General features: G+C 57.0%; 23 protein-coding genes. 10 read left to right on the top strand and 13 right to left on the bottom strand.

Features of this window, described 5'->3' with window-relative positions; genetic code table 11:
* Positions 1-3: 3 nt before the first annotated feature.
* The 7 genes from proW to GM298_RS06865 all read right to left on the bottom strand — a co-directional run bounded on the left by proW (position 4) and on the right by GM298_RS06865 (position 6,905).
* On the bottom strand, positions 4-1,068 hold the full coding sequence (proW, locus tag GM298_RS06835; RefSeq protein ID WP_266153826.1) for a glycine betaine/L-proline ABC transporter permease ProW: 1,065 nt from the start codon (positions 1,066-1,068) through the stop codon (positions 4-6).
* On the bottom strand, positions 1,052-2,263 hold the full coding sequence (gene proV / locus GM298_RS06840) for a glycine betaine/L-proline ABC transporter ATP-binding protein ProV (protein WP_045286363.1): 1,212 nt from the start codon (positions 2,261-2,263) through the stop codon (positions 1,052-1,054). The genes proW and proV overlap by 17 nt, the downstream gene beginning before the upstream one ends.
* A 330-nt stretch (positions 2,264-2,593) precedes the next feature.
* Positions 2,594-3,553, bottom strand: coding sequence for a class 1b ribonucleoside-diphosphate reductase subunit beta (nrdF, locus tag GM298_RS06845; RefSeq protein ID WP_045286361.1), 960 nt, complete (start codon positions 3,551-3,553; stop codon positions 2,594-2,596).
* A gap of 9 nt (positions 3,554-3,562) precedes the next feature.
* On the bottom strand, positions 3,563-5,707 hold the full coding sequence (gene nrdE / locus GM298_RS06850; RefSeq protein WP_266153827.1) for a class 1b ribonucleoside-diphosphate reductase subunit alpha: 2,145 nt from the start codon (positions 5,705-5,707) through the stop codon (positions 3,563-3,565).
* Positions 5,680-6,090, bottom strand: coding sequence for a class Ib ribonucleoside-diphosphate reductase assembly flavoprotein NrdI (gene nrdI, locus GM298_RS06855; RefSeq protein WP_021241965.1), 411 nt, complete (start codon positions 6,088-6,090; stop codon positions 5,680-5,682). Before nrdI ends, nrdE begins: the two co-directional genes overlap by 28 nt.
* Positions 6,087-6,326, bottom strand: coding sequence for a glutaredoxin-like protein NrdH (nrdH, locus tag GM298_RS06860; RefSeq protein WP_047959307.1), 240 nt, complete (start codon positions 6,324-6,326; stop codon positions 6,087-6,089). The genes nrdI and nrdH overlap by 4 nt, the downstream gene beginning before the upstream one ends.
* A 252-nt stretch (positions 6,327-6,578) precedes the next feature.
* The gene (locus GM298_RS06865; RefSeq protein WP_025759729.1) at positions 6,579-6,905 is read right to left on the bottom strand and encodes a DUF883 domain-containing protein; all 327 of its coding nucleotides are present in this window, start codon (positions 6,903-6,905) and stop codon (positions 6,579-6,581) included.
* A 160-nt stretch (positions 6,906-7,065) separates the two neighbouring features.
* Between GM298_RS06865 and GM298_RS06870 the strand changes: the two genes are divergently transcribed.
* A complete protein-coding gene (locus GM298_RS06870) occupies positions 7,066-7,410 on the top strand; it encodes a DUF2002 family protein (RefSeq protein WP_008502568.1) in 345 nt (114 codons plus the stop codon).
* Between the two features lie 32 nt (positions 7,411-7,442).
* Here GM298_RS06870 and alaE read toward each other — a convergent pair whose 3' ends face one another.
* Positions 7,443-7,892 (bottom strand): L-alanine exporter AlaE, encoded by a 450-nt coding sequence (gene alaE, locus GM298_RS06875; protein WP_025759727.1) that lies wholly within the window; start codon positions 7,890-7,892, stop codon positions 7,443-7,445.
* Between the two features lie 494 nt (positions 7,893-8,386).
* Here alaE and stpA point away from each other — a divergent pair, with 494 nt between their 5' ends.
* Positions 8,387-8,791 carry a DNA-binding protein StpA gene (gene stpA / locus GM298_RS06880; RefSeq protein WP_025759726.1) on the top strand — a complete coding sequence of 135 codons (405 nt, stop codon included), beginning with the start codon at positions 8,387-8,389 and terminating at the stop codon, positions 8,789-8,791.
* Between the two features lie 38 nt (positions 8,792-8,829).
* On the opposite strand, the gene GM298_RS06885 is transcribed toward stpA, so the two are convergent.
* The 3 genes from GM298_RS06885 to GM298_RS06895 form a co-directional block, all read right to left on the bottom strand.
* Positions 8,830-9,009, bottom strand: coding sequence for a hypothetical protein (locus GM298_RS06885; RefSeq protein WP_025759725.1), 180 nt, complete (start codon positions 9,007-9,009; stop codon positions 8,830-8,832).
* A gap of 79 nt (positions 9,010-9,088) precedes the next feature.
* The gene (locus GM298_RS06890; RefSeq protein ID WP_025759723.1) at positions 9,089-9,610 is read right to left on the bottom strand and encodes a rhodanese family protein; all 522 of its coding nucleotides are present in this window, start codon (positions 9,608-9,610) and stop codon (positions 9,089-9,091) included.
* Positions 9,611-9,619: 9 nt separating this feature from the next.
* Positions 9,620-9,919 carry an ArsR/SmtB family transcription factor gene (locus GM298_RS06895; protein ID WP_025759722.1) on the bottom strand — a complete coding sequence of 100 codons (300 nt, stop codon included), beginning with the start codon at positions 9,917-9,919 and terminating at the stop codon, positions 9,620-9,622.
* Positions 9,920-10,097: 178 nt separating this feature from the next.
* On the opposite strand from GM298_RS06895, the gene GM298_RS06900 reads away from it, so the two are divergent.
* A complete protein-coding gene (locus GM298_RS06900; RefSeq protein WP_008502562.1) occupies positions 10,098-10,256 on the top strand; it encodes a YqaE/Pmp3 family membrane protein in 159 nt (52 codons plus the stop codon).
* Here the strand turns inward: GM298_RS06900 and GM298_RS06905 are convergent.
* Positions 10,253-11,182, bottom strand: a complete 930-nt coding sequence (locus tag GM298_RS06905; RefSeq protein WP_025759721.1) for a LysR substrate-binding domain-containing protein — start codon at positions 11,180-11,182, stop codon at positions 10,253-10,255. The genes GM298_RS06900 and GM298_RS06905 overlap by 4 nt on opposite strands.
* Positions 11,183-11,500: 318 nt before the next feature.
* Between GM298_RS06905 and GM298_RS06910 the strand changes: the two genes are divergently transcribed.
* From GM298_RS06910 to GM298_RS06940, 7 genes are all read left to right on the top strand, one after another.
* A complete protein-coding gene (locus GM298_RS06910) occupies positions 11,501-12,106 on the top strand; it encodes an ankyrin repeat domain-containing protein (RefSeq protein ID WP_025759719.1) in 606 nt (201 codons plus the stop codon).
* Positions 12,107-12,213: 107 nt separating this feature from the next.
* Positions 12,214-13,755: an acyl-CoA synthetase FdrA gene (gene fdrA / locus GM298_RS06915; RefSeq protein WP_262783940.1), complete on the top strand. Its 1,542-nt coding sequence runs from the start codon at positions 12,214-12,216 to the stop codon at positions 13,753-13,755.
* Positions 13,755-15,170 carry a DUF1116 domain-containing protein gene (locus GM298_RS06920; protein WP_025759716.1) on the top strand — a complete coding sequence of 472 codons (1,416 nt, stop codon included), beginning with the start codon at positions 13,755-13,757 and terminating at the stop codon, positions 15,168-15,170. The genes fdrA and GM298_RS06920 overlap by 1 nt, the downstream gene beginning before the upstream one ends.
* An 11-nt stretch (positions 15,171-15,181) precedes the next feature.
* A complete protein-coding gene (locus GM298_RS06925) occupies positions 15,182-16,735 on the top strand; it encodes a xanthine permease (RefSeq protein ID WP_266153829.1) in 1,554 nt (517 codons plus the stop codon).
* Entirely contained in the window at positions 16,732-17,688 is a 957-nt protein-coding gene (locus GM298_RS06930; protein ID WP_266153830.1) for a carbamate kinase family protein, read from the top strand. Before GM298_RS06925 ends, GM298_RS06930 begins: the two co-directional genes overlap by 4 nt.
* Before the next feature lies 1 nt (position 17,689).
* Positions 17,690-19,069: an amidohydrolase family protein gene (locus tag GM298_RS06935; RefSeq protein ID WP_025759713.1), complete on the top strand. Its 1,380-nt coding sequence runs from the start codon at positions 17,690-17,692 to the stop codon at positions 19,067-19,069.
* 125 nt (positions 19,070-19,194) lie between these two features.
* The gene (locus tag GM298_RS06940; RefSeq protein WP_266153831.1) at positions 19,195-19,926 is read left to right on the top strand and encodes a class I SAM-dependent methyltransferase; all 732 of its coding nucleotides are present in this window, start codon (positions 19,195-19,197) and stop codon (positions 19,924-19,926) included.
* On the opposite strand, the gene GM298_RS06945 is transcribed toward GM298_RS06940, so the two are convergent.
* Positions 19,923-20,525 carry a short chain dehydrogenase gene (locus tag GM298_RS06945; RefSeq protein WP_262783937.1) on the bottom strand — a complete coding sequence of 201 codons (603 nt, stop codon included), beginning with the start codon at positions 20,523-20,525 and terminating at the stop codon, positions 19,923-19,925. The two genes, GM298_RS06940 and GM298_RS06945, sit on opposite strands and share 4 nt — an antisense overlap.
* Positions 20,526-20,531: the final 6 nt, after the last annotated feature.

Here is a 20,531-nt window from a genome sequence, read left to right on the forward strand (position 1 = left end):
TCCTTATTTAATGAATGGGCGGGTGAGTAACCCGACGGGGCCGGTGGTGTACCAGCGACGGTTGCCGCGACTGCGTGAATCACGACCGACGGCCTGGGTCAGGCGGTCAAGAATAATGGCGAGGATCACAATCCCGACGCCGCCAACGGTAGCCAGCCCCATGTCGAGACGGCCAATGCCGCGCAGCACCATCTGACCGAGACCGCCTACGGCAATCATCGAGGCAATCACCACCATCGACAGCGCCAGCATCAGCGTCTGGTTAACGCCTGCCATGATGGTCGGCATTGCCAGCGGGAGCTGAACCTTAAACAGCATCTGACGCGGGCTGGCGCCAAACGAGCGTGACGCTTCGATCAAATCCGCAGGGACCTGGTTAATGCCCAGAATGGTCAGACGAATAATCGGCGGCAGGGCGAAGATAATGGTCACCACGACCCCCGGCACGTTGCCGATGCCGAACAGCATGACGATAGGTACCAGATAGACGAACGCCGGCGTGGTCTGCATCGCATCAAGCAGGGGACGAATGATCTTCGCCGCCCTCGGGCTGCGCGCCAGCCAGATCCCCATCGGCAGGCCGATGACAATGCAGAAGAGCAGGGCGGTCAGCACCAGCGCCAGGGTGATCATCGCCTGCGACCAGGCTCCGATGGCACCGATCGCAATCAATGAGATCAGCGTGGCGATCCCCATCCCCGTGCTGCCAAACTGCCAGGCGATCAGGGAAAACAGCACAATCGCCACCGGCGCTGGCATGCCCAGCATCAGCTGCTGGAAGCCGTTAAGGATGTAATCGACCGGGATGCGGATCCCCTGGAAGAGCGGGCGGAAGTGAGTGACCACCCAGTCGATCCCCTCCGTGACCCAGCTGTCCAGCGGGATCAGCGTCTTGTGGAACGGATCCATAATATTGAAATGCTCTGGCGCAGGCGCGGGCGCGCTGTTCAGCCAGTCTGCTGCACCCCCACCGTCGGCAGGAGCTGGCGTGGAGCCCCACGCATCGGCAGATTGCGCCGCGCTGTCCGCGGCTTCAGTGGTACCCCACGGGTTAGATTGATCGGTCATTGTTTGCCCCCTCGCGATCTAAAGCCTGCAGCAACATGCGTTTTGAGATGATGCCGACGTACTGTTGTTCCTCACCCACGACCGGCACGGCGCATGGCGCCTGGCCGACGTGAGAGAGCAACTCGCTGAGCGGCGTTTCGGCGTCCACGGCAAGCGGAGCGTCAATTAACGCCGCATCGATTCCCTGGTTTTCGCCAAGGGCGGTTTTCAGAGAGTCGATGGAGACAACGCCAACAAATTTATTGCCACGTTCAACCAGATAACCGTATTCACGGTCTTCGTCCTGCAGCAGCTTGAGGGCCGAGCGCGGGCCAAAACCGGGCGTTTTACGGATAATGCCGTTGGGCGTTCTGCGGGCAATATCTTTGGCGCTAAAGACCTGGCTAATATCCACGCCACGGAAGAAGGTGCGCACATAATCATTGGCCGGATTATTGAGAATTTCATCCGGCGTGCCGACCTGCACCACTTCACCATTTTGCATAATGGCAATACGGTCGCCAATTCGCATGGCTTCATCCAGATCGTGAGAAATAAAAACAATGGTGCGCTGATGTTTCGCCTGTAATTTTACCAGCTCATCCTGCATCTCTGTGCGAATTAATGGGTCGAGGGCCGAGAAGGCTTCATCCATTAATAAAATATCCGGATTAATGGCTAATGCGCGGGCTAATCCCACGCGCTGGCGCATACCGCCGGAAAGTTCATCCGGGTACGCATGGGCATAATTTTCCAGCCCGACCTGACGCAGCGCATCAAGGGCTTTTTCCTGACGTTCCTGAGCGGGCGTACCGGCCAATTCCATGCCAAAGGCGGTATTATCCAGCACCGTCATGTGCGGCATCAGCGCGAATGACTGGAACACCATCGCAATCTTCTTTCTGCGCACCTCGCGAAGCTCAGCGTCGGATATTCTGGCGATATCCACGCCGTCAATCAGCACCTGCCCGCGGGTGGGTTCAATCAGGCGATTGAGAAGGCGAACCATAGTGGATTTACCCGAACCGGATAATCCCATGATGACAAAAATCTCGCCTTCTTCAATGGCCAGACTGGCGTTTTTCACGCCAAGCGATAGCCCGGTTTTTTCCAGAATTTGCTCTTTCGAAAGGCCTTTCTCAATATATTTGAATGCGCGCTGTGGATGCTCGCCAAATACCTTATAAAGATTTTTCACTTCTAATTTAATTGCCATGCAATAGAGAGTGTCCTGTTATTTGTTTATGTCGATATGATTACCATGGTAAATTGTTAACGGGCATAACCCTAACATACTCAGAATCTGAGACAACCCTGTGTTTGCTTATGACGTGAATTTTCAGGTAAGCGAAACGGCTGAATTTCCCATGAGTAAAGGGCTGAGCGTGGTTTGAATTTTTCTCAATTTTTTGCTGCGGCATCGGGGAATTTCGCCTGAACATGACGATTCAGGCGAATATGACGTGGAAATGACAGTGTAGTCGCTTTGTAAATATTCGAGAGAAAAATGTTGGGTTTATATTAAATTAACGAACGTTAGCGTTCATTAAAAATCCCAGTCTTCGTCCTCCGTTTCCACCGCTTTACCCATCACGTACGACGACCCCGAGCCCGAGAAAAAATCGTGGTTTTCGTCAGCGTTGGGCGACAGCGCGGACAGAATCGCCGGGTTGACCTCCGCCATCTCCGGCGGGAACATCGCGTCGTACCCCAGGTTCATCAGCGCCTTGTTGGCGTTGTAGCAGAGGAAGGCCTTCACGTCCTCCTCCCAGCCGGTACCGGCGTACAGTTCCTCGGTATAGCTCAGCTCGTTGTCGTACAGATCCATCAGCAAATCGAGCGCAAACCCTTTGAGCTCCTCACGCTTCGTCTCGCTGACTTTCTCAAGTCCTTTCTGATATTTATAGCCGATGTAATACCCGTGTACCGCTTCATCGCGGATGATAAGGCGAATCAAATCGGCGGTGTTGGTCAGCTTGCCGCGGCTCGACCAGTACATTGGCAGCCAGAAGCCGGAATAGAAGAGGAAAGATTCCAGAAACACGCTGGCGATTTTCTTCTTCAGCGGCTCATCAGCCTGATAATAGTCCAGCACCAGGCGGGCCTTGCGCTGCAATGACTCGCTCTCCTCACTCCAGCGGTACGCTGCATCCACATCTTTGGTCTGGCACAGCGTGGAGAATATCGAGCTGTAGGAGCGGGCGTGCACCGCCTCCATAAAGCTGATGTTGGACATCACCGCCTCTTCGTGAGGCGTCAGCGCATCATGCATCAGGGCGGGTGCGCCGACGGTATTCTGGATGGTGTCCAGCAGCGTCAGACCGGTAAAGACGCGGATCGTCAACTGCTGTTCGGCGTGGCTGAGCGTTTGCCAGGCCGGGATATCGTTGGAGAGCGGAACCTTTTCCGGCAGCCAGAAGTTGCTGGTCAGCCGGTTCCACACCTCCAGATCTTTGTCGTCCTGGATTTTGTTCCAGTTAACGGCGCTCACGCGTGATAGTTTCATCCTTTCTCCTTACAGCGCGCAGGACACGCAGCCTTCAATTTCGGTGCCTTCCAGCGCAAGCTGGCGCAGGCGAATGTAGTAGAGCGTTTTAATGCCTTTTTTCCAGGCGTAGATCTGCGCTTTATTGATATCCCGCGTGGTGGCGGTGTCCGGGAAGAAGAGCGTCAGCGACAGCCCCTGATCCACATGTTTTGTCGCCTCGGCGTAGGTATCGATGATTTTCTCCGGTCCGATCTCGTACGCGTCCTGATACAGTGCCAGGTTCTCATTGGTCATAAACGGGGCAGGGTAGTAAACGCGCCCGGTTTTGCCTTCCTTGCGGATCTCTATTTTTGACACAATCGGGTGAATGCTCGACGTGGCGTGGTTGATGTAGGAGATTGACCCGGTTGGCGGCACCGCCTGCAGGTTCTGGTTATAGATGCCGTAACGCATCACGTCATCTCGCAACTGCTGCCACATCTCGCGCGTCGGCAGAACGATCCCGGCGCGGGCAAACAGCTCACGCACTCGCGCTGTTTTCGGCTGCCAGTCGCCTTCCAGGTATTGGCTGAAATACTCTCCGCTGGCGTAGCGGGAGTGCTCAAAGCCCGCGAAGCGCTGGTTACGCTCGCGCGCCAGCATCATCGAGGTGTGCAGCGCATGCCAGGTGATGGTGTAAAAATAGAGATTGGTGAAATCCAGCCCTTCCGAGCTGCCGTAGGCAATGCCTTCCCGCGCCAGATAGCCGTGCAGGTTCATCTGCCCAAGGCCGATAGCGTGCGACGCGGCGTTACCTGCTTCAATGGACGGCACGCTGCGGATGTGGCTCATGTCCGACACCGCCGTCAGGCCGCGAATGGCCGTCTCCACCGTGCGGCCAAAGTCGGGGGAATCCATGGTATGGGCAATATTCAGCGACCCGAGGTTGCACGAGATATCCTTGCCGATCTCCGCGTAGTCGAGGTTCTCGTCATAGCGGGACGCGCTATTGACCTGCAAAATCTCCGAACACAGGTTGCTCATGTTGATGCGCCCGGCAATCGGGTTGGCGCGGTTCACCGTGTCCTCGTACATGATGTACGGATAGCCGGACTCAAACTGAATTTCGGCCAGCGTCTGGAAGAAATCGCGGGCGTTGATATATTTTTTGCGAATACGATCGTCGGCCACCAGTTCGTCGTAGCGCTCGCTGATGGCCACATCGCCAAAGGCTTTGCCGTAAATTCGCTCGATGTCATACGGCGAGAAGAGCGCCATCTCAGCATTCTCTTTGGCAAGCCGGAAGGTAATATCCGGGATCACCACCCCCAGCGACAGGGTTTTGATACGGATTTTTTCGTCGGCGTTTTCGCGTTTGGTATCCAGAAACCGCAGAATATCCGGATGGTGCGCATGCAGGTAAACCGCGCCTGCACCCTGACGCGCGCCAAGCTGGTTGGCATAGGAGAAGGCATCTTCCAGCATCTTCATCACCGGGATCACCCCGGAGGACTGGTTTTCGATGCGCTTGATCGGCGCCCCGGCTTCACGCAGGTTAGAGAGCAAAAACGCCACGCCGCCGCCGCGTTTGGAAAGCTGTAGCGCTGAATTCACCGCGCGGCCAATTGACTCCATATTGTCTTCAATGCGTAGCAGGAAGCAGGAGACCAGCTCGCCGCGCTGGGCCTTGCCGCAGTTGAGGAAGGTTGGCGTGGCGGGCTGGAAGCGCCCGGAGAGGATCTCATCGCTTAGCTGTTGCGCCAGCGCTTCATCACCCTGCGCCAGCGTCAACGCCACCATCACTACGCGATCTTCAAAGCTTTCCAGGTAGCGTTTACCGTCAAAGGTTTTCAGGGTGTAGCTGGTGTAGTACTTCCATGCACCAAGGAAGGTCTGGAAACGAAAACCGCTGGCGTGCGCGCGTTCAAAAAGCTTCACAACGAAGGGGCGTTGATAGCGGGACAGGACGCGAGCGTCGTAGTAGCCCTCTTTGATCAGATAGTCGAGGCGCTCATTCTGGCTCGCAAAGGTCACGCTGTTGGGCCGCACATGGGCGGCAAAAAAGGCGTCCACCGCCTCGCGATCTTTCCCGAACTGAATGCGCCCCTGACGATCGTAGAGGTTAAGCATTGCGTTTAATGCGTGGTAATCCGGCGTCGCCTGAATTACCCGTTCTGCGGTTGTCGTTGCCAAAATTCGTTCACTCCTTTACGCACGTTTTCGACGTCCTGTTGTGTCCCCATGAGCTCGAAGCGATAGAGATACGGCACGCCGCATTTTTGAGAGATGACATCCCCGGCGCGGCCAAAGGCATCGCCGAAATTGCGGTTGCCCGCCGCAATCACGCCGCGGATCAGCCCGCGGTTATGAGGATCGTTGAGAAAGCGGATCACCTGACGGGGAACGGCCCCCGCCGTGCCGCCGCCGCCATAGCTCGGCACCACCAGAATGTACGGTTCCTCTACCCGGATGCGCTCCCGCTCGTTGAGCGGAATGCGCACCGCTGGCAGCCCGACGCGCTCAATAAAACGAAGCGTGTTTTCCGAGCTGCTGGAGAAGAAAACCAGCCCACTCATGCCCGGACGGCCTGCGCGCTCAGGCGGTTGATCATGTCCGGACGGAAACCAGACCAGCTAAGCTCCCCGGCGACAACGACAGGAAGCTGACGGAACCCCTGCGCACGCAGGGTATCGGCGGCCTCGGGCTGCTGATCAATATTCACCATCTCAAAAGCCACACCACGGCTTTCCATCGCACGTTTTGTGGCGTGGCACTGAACACAATCGTTACGTGTGTAAATAATAATGCTCATGATTCGTATTTCCATTTAAAATGAGAGAGCGGCGCGAATCATCGCGTCAGGTTGTGTGTCTCTTGCTAAAAGGAATACTAGATGTAGTTGCCTTAACTTTCAACCATACAAGATATGGGAAATTTAGATTGATATCGCCCCTGTGATGAGCACAGCGGGGCAGGGCGGGCTGTACGGGTTTTTCAGGCGTTCGGGCAAAGAAAAGCCCCGGTAGCCGCTGGCCACCGGGGCAGAAAAACATCTCACAAGGCGTTATTTACGCAGGCTAAGCAGGGCTCCGACGAAAATCCCGACTGCCGCTACCGTGCCCAGCGTGCAGAGCGGTTTTTCGCGCACGAAGGTGGTTGCGCAGCTGACCGCATCGCAGGCCGCCTGAGTCGTACGGGTACGTCCGTTCAGACGCGCACGGGTTTCACGGAGCAGAGACTGAGCCTTACGTTTAGCCGCATCCGCTTCGTCCTTCGCGCCACTTCCCCAGGATTTCAGCACCTCTTCCAGCGAATCCGCTAATTGGCTGACATCATTACGAATATCCTGCGCGTCGTCATTAATATCGTTTCGGTTCGGTCTGTTAAACATACGTTCCTCCGTAATCTTGTGTTCCCGTTCAGTTTAGTTCAGAAATTTAATATCTGAAGCGCATCACGCGTTATACGGCAGTTTATGGACTATTCTGAAAGCCCTGCTAATGCTGAATACTGTAAGGTTGCCGGGCAGGAAAAGATAACGAGGAAAAGATATGTATTTACGACCTGATGAGGTGGCGCGCGTTCTTGAAAAAGAGGGATTCACCATGGATGAGGTGACACCAAAAGCGTATGGTTATCGCCGTGGCGAGAATTACGTTTACGTTAATCGTGAAGCAAGAATGGGACGTACCGCTCTCATTATTCACCCGACGCTGAAAGACAGAAGTTTGTCATTTGCTGAGCCAGCCTCGGATATTAAAACCTGCGATCATTATCAGCAATTCCCGCTCTATTTAGGCGGCGAGACGCATGAGCATTATGGTATTCCGCATGGCTTCAGCTCGCGTATGGCGCTGGAACGGTTTTTGAAAGGCCTGTTTGGCGACGTACAGTAAACTTGCGACTGGCGTTCGCCAGTCGCTTCACATTACGCTTTTGCCTGGCTGTACTGGCTGACCCTGAACAGGCGGCGACAGTAGTCGAGGAAATAGCCATACACCGCCCCCATCAGCATTGAAATCACAATATTTGAGCTGACTGCCGCCGCGATCTGGTGCCAGTCCGCCCCCACCGTCAGCAGAATGGCCACGTAAACCGGAGACTGGAAGGTCACATACGCCAGAACGTCTGCCAGGTTTTTCACCCAGCCAGCGGGGCTGAGTCGCCGCGCAAAACGCATTACCGCATCGCGGTATAAACCGTAAGGCCAGGCAATAATAATATTGACCGGGATCGCCACCAGGCGAGAGGAAAGTGACTGCTCAAAGGTCATTCCGGAGAGGAATATTTCAATCAGCATGTTCACGACGGAACAGTAGACAACCATCGCGAAAGTATCCGCTACCGCATGGCGCAGGCGTGATTGCGGTGAGAACATGGCTGAACTCCTTGAGAAGAACACAAAAGAAACGATTTTCCCGCAGCGCATAGTGCTTTAGGTTGGTTTGTTTGACGTGTATAGCGTATCTCTCTGTGTTTGAACTAACAACTAGTGATTAATTTTTATTTAATCGCGTTTTGTCCACAAAATTCTCTAAAAATGATTGTTTTTTGACCGGTTCGTTATAATCTGTCCCGCTTAATACTTTTTTATTTAAAAACAATTGGTTATTGGTGGTGGTGCTGACGCGTGTATAAGTGTCGTTCCGGGGGGGCGCAGAATGCTGTAATTTGGCTTAAGGTTGACCATTTATAGTGTGGTCAGAGATCAATGCAAACATACCCCGCAAACCGTATATGATAATATAAAGGGTGACATATAAAGGTATTGGCATTATTGGCAGAGCGGACCCGTGGGTAGATATTTTCGCTGAAATGAATTACTCTTTCGGTGATTTATCTATTTACCCAAAGAAAAGGTTTTCAAATAATATGTCTTTGACGTTACAGAATCTTAATAATATCCGAACTCTGCGCGCCATGGCGCGTGAATTATCCCTGGACGTTCTTGAGGAAATGCTGGAAAAGGTCAGGGTCGTTGCCGAAGAGAAACGGAGTGAGCTGGCGGAATTAGAACAGCAGCGCGCTGAGCAGCAGGAAAAAATTAATGCCCTGCTGGAACTGATGAAAGCCGATGGTATTTCTCCAACCGAACTGCTGAACTCTGAACGGGCGCTGGCGGGTAAAACGGTGAAAAAACGTAAACCGCGTGAAGCGAAATATCGCTTTATTGACCAGAACGGTGAAGAGAAAACGTGGACCGGCCAGGGGCGTACGCCGAAGCCTATTGCCAGCGCACTGGCTAACGGTAAATCACTGGATGATTTTCTGATCTAATCCGTGAGCCGGGCGGAAGCGTCCGCCCGGATGTCTCTTTAGCAGACGCCGAAATCACCTTCTTCGCTATACAGCACGACTTCTGCTGCTTTCAGGGTAAATTTCTCACCCTCTTCATTGCTGGCCTGCACCGCCACAATGCTATCCCCCTTCACGTCGAGCACTTTCAGTTTTGGCCCGCCCTGACGCGGTTGTACATAATCACCGACAGCAAACATAGAACCTCCTCATCGTTTTAGCGATCTTCACCTTAGCCCACGCAGGACGTCGGGTACAGCGTATTTCACCGATGACGGATTACGAGGTACGCCGGTTCCAGGGCATCACCCTGAGCAGTCTCGCCATACCGCAAAAGCCCGTCACACCGGCGAACAGCAGCCCGGCTCCGACAAAACCGCTGAGCAGGAAAAAGCCGCCGGAGACGCTATAGCCCAGCACCACGCCGCACAGAATGAGCAGCCCGGCGGCAATCTGCACCTGACGCATCAGCGGCAGCGGCTGGGATCTGTCTTCGACGGTCTCCAGCCCGGCCTGCTTCCAGCCCTGAATCCCCCCTTCGATCACAAAGGTCTGAGCGGGCGAGGCTGCCCGGGCAAGGCGATCGGCATTCCCCGAGGTCCGGGCACCGGACTGGCAGTGGAAAATTATCGTGTCACCGGCCTCGGCTTTAAGCCCTGCGGGCAGGGTATCCAGCGGCACGGACCGGGCGACAGGAATATGCTCGCGGGCGTATTCGTCGGCATCACGGATATCAATCAGTTTTGCCCCTTCTGCGACGCGCGCGCTGGCCTGTTGAGGTGAAATCAGAGGAAGTGACATGGCGGCTCCTTACGGACAATAAACGGTTTTCAGGGTGCTGATGAGCTGATGCACCGCATCGTTTTTAATGAAATAGAGAATGCGCTGCGCGTCGCGGGTGCTGTCGATCAGACCCTCTTCACGCATACGCGCCAGATGCTGCGACGTGGCAGAGGCGCTAAGGCCGGTCGCGCGGGCCAGTTCGCCTGCGCTGGTCCCCGGCGCGCCGCAGAGTGTGCAGAGGATCAGCAGCCTGCGTGGGTTGCTCATCGCTTTTAAAAGGTTGGCGGCCTGCTCTGCGCTGGCCTGAAGCTGTTCGAGTTCAGTCATGATGATTTAGCATTTACTTAATTAAGGTAATGCTAAAGTAATTGCGGGCATTAAGCCAGTGTCAAAAGCGTAAAAGAGGGTAAAAGCGAGGCATGGAACTGGCGCATACCGATAAACTGACTACGCTTAGAGGGTGTTCTTTTATTATTTTCAATGGATTAGCTTGTACGGAGTTTTTATGGGTTTTTGGCGTATTGTTTTTACCATCCTGTTGCCGCCGCTGGGCGTTCTGTTGGGCAAAGGGCTTGGCTGGGCGTTTATCATCAACATTCTTCTGACGCTGCTGGGCTACTTCCCCGGCCTCATTCACGCGTTTTGGGTACAAAGCAAAAGCTAAGCGCGCCAGAGTAAGTCGCTGTAGATCCCGGTCAGCACGCCCTGTGGGCCAAACTGCTGTTTGATCCAGCGCGTGACCTGGCCGGTTGCGGCATGCTGCGTGGCGAGCAGCATGCGCGAGTCCTGACGCGGGTTATTGATACGTCGCGTCACCAGCAGCCCGTCTTCCACCGCTTCCCGCGCCATATATTCCGGCAAAAATCCTATCCCTTCCCCCAGAATCTGACACTGGCATTTGGTATTAAAGTCCGGCACCAGAATCGCCTCCTGTCCGTGCAGCAGCCAGCCAACCTTCTTGTTAATGGTATGTGCCGTATCTTCCACCATGATGTTGGGATACAGGCGCAACTGGCTCTCCGCTATCGGTTCCGGGACGAAGGCCAGCGGGTGTTCCGGCGCGATGGCAAACACCCAACGGATGGCGCCGATCTCGGTGTAATCAATCCCCCCGCCATCGAGCAGCGTGTCCGGGGCGCCAATGGCGATATTGGCCTGGTTATTAATGATCGAGTCCCAGACGCCGTTATACACCTCGGTGGTGACGGTGATCTGGCAGGTAGGAAACTGTTTTTTCAACACCTGCAGCAGCCGCGCGGTATGGCGCGGGGTATATAACAGCTGATTAATACAGATGCGCACCCGCGCTTCGATGCCCTGAGAAATGGTATCAATTCCGCGCTTGATGGCATGAAAATCATTCAGCAGGTCGGTCGCTTTGCGATAAAAGTAAAAACCGGACTCGGTCAGCTCAATGCTGCGCGTGTTGCGGACAAACAGCACCACGTCCAGCCCGGTCTCCATCCGCTTAATGGTGTAACTGATGGCCGAAGTGGTAACGCCCAGTTCGGCAGCCGCCTTGCTGAAGCTGCCGAAACGTGCCGCGGTCGTGAAGGCCAGCAAATTCTCTTCAGTAAAGATCGAATTCATATTACGGCTCCAGGTTGCCATCAGTTTTGAACATATTTTAACAGCCTCGCAACACGGTATTTGACGTCGGTCACAGTTCTGATGATTTACTACAGGCCTTGTCGTGCAAGGCTTTATCAGCCATAAGAACAATGCCGTCTGCGGCGATAAAAAGCGGCCAGCCATAAGGAAAAGGTTGCACAGACGCACGTTTTAGCTGAACTATTGAATTTAACTCAACAATGAATTGACTGTCGATGAATGATTTTTAAGCGGATTCTTTTCTGAAAGGGCTGTTGCTATTCTCAGGTCATCAGCAACACATCATCGGGAGTCTTTATGTCTGCGAACGAACTCGTTACTGAATTTCTGCTGGCGGCAGAGCAGGGCAATGCCGACGCGCTAAAAGCCTGTCTGGAGAAAGGCGTGGATATTAACGCCACCAACCGTCAGAAAAGAACCGCGATTATTCTTGCCAGCCTGAACAAACATTATTCCTGCGTGTCCTTATTAATTGATGCCGGCGCGGATATTGATAAACAGGACCAGACCTGTTTTAACCCCTTCCTGATTAGCTGCCTGACCAACGATATCACCCTCCTGCGGCTGATATTACCCGCGAACCCGGACCTCGACCGCCTGACCCGCTTCGGCGGCGTGGGCATTACCCCTGCCAGTGAAAAAGGGCACGTGGACATTGTGCGTGAGCTGCTGGAAAAAACCGATATTAACGTCAACCACACCAACTTTGTCGGCTGGACGCCGCTGCTGGAAGCCATCGTATTAAATGACGGCGGAGCGAAGCAGCAGGAGATTGTGAAGCTGCTGCTGGAACACGGCGCGAACCCGCATATGACCGACAAATACGGCAAAACGCCGCTCGAACTGGCGCGGGAAAAAGGCTACCACGAGATAGCCGACCTGCTGCTGGCGGCGGGCGCATAACGTATTCGGCCAGCCTTTTCCGGCTGGCCAGTAATTAAAAACGCATTTTTACCGACGTGTATTTCGCACGACGGCGGCCCCCTTTTATCCGCTCTCAGGAGAAAATAATGCCCACGAAAATCGTGATTAAAAAGAACACGTATTTTGACTCCGTCTCATTAATGTCCGTTTCCACCAAAGCCAATAAATTGCCGGGCGTCGAGCAGGCCTTTGTGGCCATGGCGACGGAGATGAATAAAGGCGTCTTAAAAAACCTCGGACTGTTAACGCCGGAATTAAATGAGGCTAAAAACGGCGATCTGATGATCGTGATTAAAGGCGACGCGGCCAATGATGAAACCCTGGCGGCAATTGAGGCGCTGTTCACGCGTAAAGAACGCCAGGGGGCCCATGAAGCACGCTACGCCACGATTGCCAGCGCCAAAACCCATCGTCCTGATGCCAATCTTGCGGTCATTTCGGTCAACGGGACCTTTGCCGCCCGTGAAGCGCGCCAGGCGCTGGAAAACAATCTTAACGTGATGCTGTTCTCCGATAACGTGTCGCTCGACGACGAGCTGGCGCTGAAGCAGCTGGCTCACCAGAAAGGCTTGCTGATGATGGGGCCAGACTGCGGTACCGCCATTATCAACGGCGCGGGGTTGTGCTTCGCCAACGCGGTACGCCGCGGGCCCATTGGGATTGTCGGCGCTTCCGGTACCGGCAGCCAGGAGCTGAGCGTGCGCATCCATGAATTTGGCGGCGGCGTATCGCAGCTGATTGGCACCGGCGGGCGCGATCTCAGCGAGAAGATCGGCGGCCTGATGATGCTCGACGCCATCGGGATGCTGGAGGCCGACGAGGGCACAGAGGTGATTGCGCTGATCTCCAAGCCGCCGGCCCCCGCCGTGGCCGAAAAAGTGCTGGCCCGGGCGCGCGCCTGCCGCAAGCCCGTTGTCGTCTGTTTCCTTGGGCGCAATGAGCCGCCAGCAGATGAAGACGGGCTGCAGTTTGCGCGCGGTACCAAAGAGGCGGCCCTGAAGGCCGTCCTGCTCACCGGCATTAAAAAAACCTCCCTGGACCTGCACCCGCTCAACTGGCCGCTGATTGAAGCGGTGCGCGCCCGCCTGACCCCGCAGCAGAAATACATTCGCGGCCTGTTCTGCGGCGGCACCCTGTGCGATGAAGCGATGTTCGCGGCGCTGGAAAAATTCGACGACGTCTACAGCAACATTCAACCGGATCCGGCGAAGCGCCTGCGCGATATCAACGTCAGCCAGGCCCATACCTTCCTCGATTTTGGCGATGACGATTTCACCAACGGCAAGCCGCACCCGATGATCGACCCGACCAACCGCATCAGCCGCCTGCTGCAGGAAGCGCGCGATCCGGAAGTGGGGGTGATTGTGATGGACTTCGTGCTGGGCTTCGGCGCGCACGAGGATCCGGTTGGGGTGATGCTCGACGCCATCAAAGAGGCGCAGGCCATTGCGAAAGCCGATAACCGTCCGCTGGAGATCCTCGGCTACGTGCTGGGTACCGATCAGGATCCGCAGCCGCTGGCGCAGCAGTGCCAGCGGCTCACCGATGCCGGCGTCATCTGGGCCAGCAGCAGCACTAACACCGGATTACTGGCCCGTGAATTTGTCTGCAAAGGGGAGAAAGCATAATGACCACTTTATTTAACCAGCCGCTGGACGTGATTAACGTCGGCATCGCGATGTTCAGTGACGATCTCAAAAAACAGCACGTTCCCGTCACCCAGCTCGACTGGACGCCGCCGGGGCAGGGCAATATGCAGGTTGTTGAGGCGCTCGACCAGTTGGCACAAAAACCGCTGGCGGAGAAGATCGCCGCCGCCAACCAACTCGCTCTTGAGCGCATTATTCAGTCTCATCCGGTGCTGGTGGGCTATGACCAGGCGATTAACGTTGTGCCGGGGATGACCCGCACTACCATCCTGCATGCTGGTCCGCCTGTGACCTGGGAAAACATGTGCGGAGCGATGAAGGGTGCTGTCACCGGCGCGCTGGTGTTTGAAGGGCTGGCGACGGATCTGGAGGACGCGGCTAGGCTGGCGGCCTCCGGGGAGATCACCTTCTCGCCGTGCCACGAGCACGACTGCGTGGGCTCCATGGCGGGCGTCACCTCCGCGTCGATGTTTATGCACATCGTTGAGAACAAAACCTATGGCAACCGCGCGTTCACCAACCTCAGCGAGCAGATGGCGAAGATCCTGCGCATGGGCGCCAACGACCAGAGCGTGATCGACCGTCTGAACTGGATGCGCGACGTGCTCGGCCCGATGCTGCGCGATGCCATGAAGATTATCGGTGAAATCGACCTGCGTCTGATGCTGGCCCAGGCGCTGCATATGGGCGATGAGTGCCACAACCGCAACAACGCGGGCACCACGCTGCTGATCCAGGCGCTGACGCCGGGGCTGATTCAGGCGGGCTACCCGGTTGAGCAGCAGCGCGAGGTGTTTGAGTTTGTTGCCAGCAGCGACTACTTCTCCGGCCCGACGTGGATGGCAATGTGTAAGGCCGCGCTGGATGCCGCCCACGGCATTGAATACAGCACCGTGGTCACCACCATGGCGCGTAACGGCTACGAGTTTGGTCTGCGCATTTCCGGCCTGCCGGGACAGTGGTTCACCGGCCCGGCGCAGCAGGTGATTGGCCCTATGTTTGCGGGCTATAAGCCGGAAGATTCCGGGCTGGACATTGGCGACAGTGCAATTACCGAAACCTACGGCATCGGCGGCTTTGCGATGGCAACGGCCCCGGCGATTGTCGCCCTTGTGGGTGGCACGGTGGAGGAAGCCATCGACTTCTCCCGCCAGATGCGTGAAATCACCCTCGGCGAAAACCCGAACGTCACCATTCCGCTGCTCTCGTTTATGGGCATCCCGAGCGCCATCGACATCACCAAAGTCGCCGGCAGCGGCATTCTGCCGGTCATCAACACCGCCATTGCCCACAAAGACGCGGGCATCGGCATGATTGGGGCGGGCATTGTCCACCCGCCGTTTAGCTGTTTTGAAAAGGCGCTGTTGACCTTCCGCGATCGCTACTTTTTATAAGGCATGCATCCATGAAAAACATGAAACTGGAGTGGAAAAGAGGTGACTGGGCGGCCTATTTCGGGTTGATGACCAACAACCTGACCAATTTGCTGACCATGATGGGGTTGCTCATTTTTGTCGTCGGCATCCCGAAGGAGATTGTTTATGGACGCATTGCGCCCGCCTTCGGGCTGGCGGTGCTGGCGGCGAGTATTTGCTACGCATGGTTCGGCATGCAGATGGCGCGCCAGACCGGGCGCACGGATGTGACCGCGCTGCCGTCCGGCCCCAGCGCGCCGTCAATTTTTACCGTGACCTTCCTAGTCCTGATGCCGGTATATCAGCAAACGGGCGATGCGGAGTTCGCCATTCAGATTGGCCTGGTGTGGTGCTTTGTTGAGGCGATGATCCTGGCGGGCGGTTCGTTTTTAGGGGAAACCATCCGCAAGATGATCCCGCGTACCGTACTGCTGTCGTGCTTGTCCGGCCTGGGCCTGCTGCTGCTGGCGATGAACCCGATGCTGCAGGCGTTCGAAGCGCCCACCGTGTCCTTCATCGTCCTGCTGCTGATCTTCATCAACTGGTTCGGTAAAAAGCCCATTTTTGCCCGCATCCCGACAGGGCTGCTGCTGCTGATTGCCGGCACGGCCCTGGCGTGGATCTCCGGCCTGCAAAGCCCGGAGGCGATTAAAGCCTCGATGTCATCGTTCGGCTTTAACCCGCCGCAGGTGCATGTGGAAGGGTTCCTGCAGGGGCTGCCGCACGCGCTGCCGTATCTTGCCTCGGCAGTTCCGCTGGGCCTGGCGAACTATATCTTTGACCTGGAGAACATCGAAAGCGCCCACGCGGCGGGGGACGAATACCCGACGCGTAAAGTGATGCTGGCGAACGGTCTGGCGTCGATGCTTGGTTGCCTGATGGGCAACCCGTTCCCGGTCACGGTCTATGTCGGCCATCCGGGCTGGAAAGCGATGGGGGCGAGCATCGGCTACACGCTGGCTTCCGGCGTGACCATGTTCATCGTGCCGCTGTTCGGGCTGGGGGCGTTTATGCTCGCCATCATTCCGATGACCGCCATCGTGCCGATTCTGGTGTTTATCGGCGTCGTCACCGCCAACCAGGTGGTGCGGGAAACGCCGAAGGTGGAGGTCCCCGTCATCTTCATCTGCCTGTTCCCGTGGATCGCCAACTGGGCGCTGACCATGATGAACAGCGTGATGGGCGCGGCCGGGACAAGTGCGGCGAAAATCGGTACCGACGTGCTGCACAGCAAAGGGATCTACTACGAAGGGCTGATGCATCTCGGCAACGGCGCGCCGCTGGCCAGTATGCTCTGGGGCTGTATCGCCATCTTTGCCATCATTAACAAACCGCTGCGCGGGGCTGTCTCTGCTGCGGGGGGCGCGCTGCTGGCGCTGTTTGGCGTCATCCACGCCCCGGTAGTGGGCTTTGCCGAAGGCAGTTCGCTGATGTTCGTGACGGCCTACCTGATGATGGGCGGTATGTTTGTGGTGAAGCATGTACTGGATAGCCGCGAAACGGCGAGCGTCGAACCCGGCCCGATTGTGAAGGAAAACGTATGAAAGCGCTTATGGTCGTCGCCATTGGCGGCAACAGCATTATCAAAGACAACGCCAGCCAGTCGGTCGAGCATCAGGCGCAGGCGGTAAAAGCGGTGGCAGAGTCGGTGCTGGAAATGCTGGCCTCGGACTATGACATCGTGCTGACCCACGGTAACGGCCCTCAGGTCGGGCTGGATCTGCGCCGCGCCGAAATCGCTCACGAGCGGGAAGGGCTGCCGCTGACGCCGCTGGCGAACTGCGTGGCGGACACGCAGGGAGGAATCGGCTATCTGATCCAGCAGGCGCTCAACAACCGCCTGGCCGCCCGCGGGGAGCAAAAAGCGGTCACGGTCGTCACGCAGGTGGAGGTGGATAAAAACGATCCCGGCTTCAGCCATCCGACCAAACCCATCGGCGCGTTCTTCAGTGAGGCGCAGCGTGATGAACTGCAGCAGGCGCACCCGGACTGGCACTTTGTTGAAGATTCAGGCCGGGGCTATCGCCGCGTGGTGGCGTCACCCCAGCCGCTGCGCATCGTTGAAGCGGAGGCTATCAAAGCGTTAACGCAAAAAGGCTTTGTGGTGATCGGCGCGGGCGGCGGCGGGATCCCCGTTGTGCGCTCGGCGCAGGGCGATTACCAGAGCGTGGATGCGGTGATTGATAAAGATCTCTCCACCGCGCTGCTGGCGCGCGAGATCCGCGCCGACGTGCTGGTTATCACCACCGGGGTGGAGAAGGTGTGCGTCAACTTCGGCAAGCCGAGCCAGCAGGCGCTGGACACCGTCAACGTGGCGCAGATGACGCGCTACATGGAAGAGGGACATTTCCCGGCGGGCAGCATGTTGCCCAAAATTGTCGCCTCGCTGGCGTTTTTACACCACGGCGGCAAGCGCGTGATCATCACCTCGCCTGACTGCCTGCCCGCCGCGCTGCGCGGGGAAACCGGCACCCACATTGTTAATGAAGGAAGATAAGATGAGTGAGAACAAAAGCCGCCGTGAATTCATTAGCCAGAGCGGCAAAATGGTCACCGCCTGCGCGCTGTTTGGCGCGACCGGATCCGTCGCGTATGCTGCTGATTCCGCAAAGCCACTCTGCGAGACCGGTAAACCGATGACCATCACCGCAAAACATTACTATCTGGACAACGTGCTGCTTGAAGCCGGGTTCAACTTTGACGGCAGCGTGGCGACAAGTACCCGCACTGAGCTGAAAACGCTGGAGATTAAAGACGGCAAGATCGTCGCCCTGCGCGACAACAAAAGCCACGCGGTCGCCTCGCTGCCGCACTATGACGCGGGCGGCAAGCTGATGCTTCCGGCAATGCGCGACATGCATATCCACCTGGATAAAACCTTTTACGGCGGACCATGGCGGTCGCTCAACCGCCCGGCGGGCACCACCATTCAGGACATGATCCGTCTTGAGCAGAAGCTGCTGCCGGAGCTGCAGCCGTACACCCAGGCGCGGGCGGAAAAGCTGATCGACCTCATCCAGTCGAAAGGCTCTACCATCGCCCGCAGCCACTGCAATATCGAGCCGACCTCCGGCCTGAAGAATCTGGAAAACCTGCAGGCGGTTTTATCGCGCCGCAAGCCCGGCTTTGACTGTGAAATCGTCGCTTTCCCGCAGCACGGGCTGCTGCTGTCAAATTCCGAAAAGCTGATGCGTGAGGCGATGCAGGCCGGGGCGCACTACGTGGGTGGGCTGGACCCTACCAACGTCGATGGCGCGATGGAGAAATCCCTCGACACCATGTTCCAGATTGCGCTGGACTACGACAAAGGGGTGGATATTCATCTGCATGAAACCAGCCCGGCGGGCGTGGCGGCGGTGAATTACATGGTGGAAACCGTGGAAAAAACGCCGGCGCTGAAGGGCAAACTGACCATCAGTCACGCCTTTGCGCTGGCGACGCTTAACGAACAGCAGGTGGATGAGATCGCCACCCGCATGGCGGCGCAGCAGGTCACCATCGCCTCTACCGTGCCAATTGGCACGTTGCATATGCCGCTGAAGCAGCTGCGGGATAAAGGCGTGTTTGTGATGACGGGCACCGACAGCGTGATCGACCACTGGTCGCCATACGGCCTGGGGGACATGCTGGAAAAAGCCAATCTTTATGCCCAGCTCTACATCCGTCCGAACGAGCAGACGCTCTCTCGCGCATTAGGTATTGCCACCGGCGACGTGTTGCCGCTCAACGACAAAGGCGAGCGCGTGTGGCCGAAAGCGCAGGACGACGCCAGCTTTGTGCTGGTGGACGCCTCCTGTTCCGCCGAAGCCGTGGCGCGCATTTCCCCGCGTACCGCGACCTTCCATAACGGCAATCTGGTCTGGGGCTCGGTGGGCTAAAAGCGAGCCGGGTGGCGCTGCGCTTACCCGGCCTACGGTTCGGAGATTTTGTAGGTCGGGTAAGGCGAAGCCGCCACCCGACAATGCAGTATACTGTTATGCACATTCTTAAAGAGGGATCTGCCATGGCACAAAACATCTACGACAACCCCGCGTTTTTCGAAGGCTACGCCCAGCTTCCGCGCTCGGTACAGGGGCTGGACGGCGCGCCGGAGTGGCCCGCGCTGAAAAGCATGCTGCCCGATCTCACCGGTAAATCGGTTGTCGATCTCGGCTGTGGCTACGGCTGGTTCTGCCGCGCCGCGCGTGAGCTGGGCGCGTCTGAAGTGACCGGCGTGGATATCTCAGAAAAGATGCTTGCCCGCGCCGCTGAGCTGACGCATGACGCCCGGATCCACTACCAGCGTAGCGATCTCGAATCGCTGACGCTTAACGAGAACAGCCTCGATCTGGTCTATAGCTCCCTGGCGCTGCACTACCTGCCAGAGCTGGACACCCTGTTTGCTAAGGTTCAGCGCGCGCTCAAACCCGGCGGCAGCCTGGTCTTTTCGATGGAACACCCCATTTACACCAGCGCCACGCGTCAGGGCTGGCTGACCGATGACAACGGCGAGCGGTTCTGGGGTGTGAATCGCTATCAGAACGAAGGTAAGCGCGTCAGCAACTGGCTGGCAGACGGGGTGATCAAGTATCACCGCACGCTGGGCACCACGCTTAACGCGCTCATCAGGGCCGGGCTAACGATAAGTGAAGTCAACGAGTGGGGCCCAACGCAGGCGCAGATTGACGCCTGGCCTGCGCTTGCCGAAGAGACGGAACGCCCGATGCTGGTGTTGATCGCCGCGCGAAAGGCTTAATACCCCACCTTATACACCCGCCCGCTCTGCACGCCTTCCACGCTGCGGCGATAGGCTTGCGCCACCGTCGCGGCAGGCACGCTTTCGAAGCCCGGGAAGAAACCATCGTAGGTTTCGACGGATTCGGTGAGCACCGTCGGGCTAATCAGGTTGATGCGGATCCCGCGCGGCAGCTCGCAGGCCGCGGCGCGCACAAACCCTTCCAGGGCCGCATTCACCGTGGTGGCATTCACGCCCTGAGCGATCGGCTCGTGCGCCACGATGCCGCTTATCAGGGTGATCGAGCCGCCTTCGTTCAGGTAGTGCTGGCCGGTCAGCGCCAGGCGCACCTGGCCGAGCAGTTTATCCTGTAAGCCCTGATTGAAGTCGCTGTCCTTCATGGTCACGAGCGGGCCAAAGTAGAGTCCGCCGCTGGCGGAGACAATGGCATCCACCGGGCCGATTTTTTCAAACAGCGCCTGGACGCTTGCCTGCGAAGTAATATCCACCTGATAGTCACCCTGCGTGCGGCCCACGCGGATCACCTCGTGGCGACGACTCAGCTCTTCACTTACCGCACGACCCACTGTACCGCTGGCACCAATAATGACGATTTTCATAACCGA

Source organism: Enterobacter sp. HSTU-ASh6 (assembly GCF_026319105.1).
GTDB lineage: Bacteria > Pseudomonadota > Gammaproteobacteria > Enterobacterales > Enterobacteriaceae > Enterobacter > Enterobacter sichuanensis.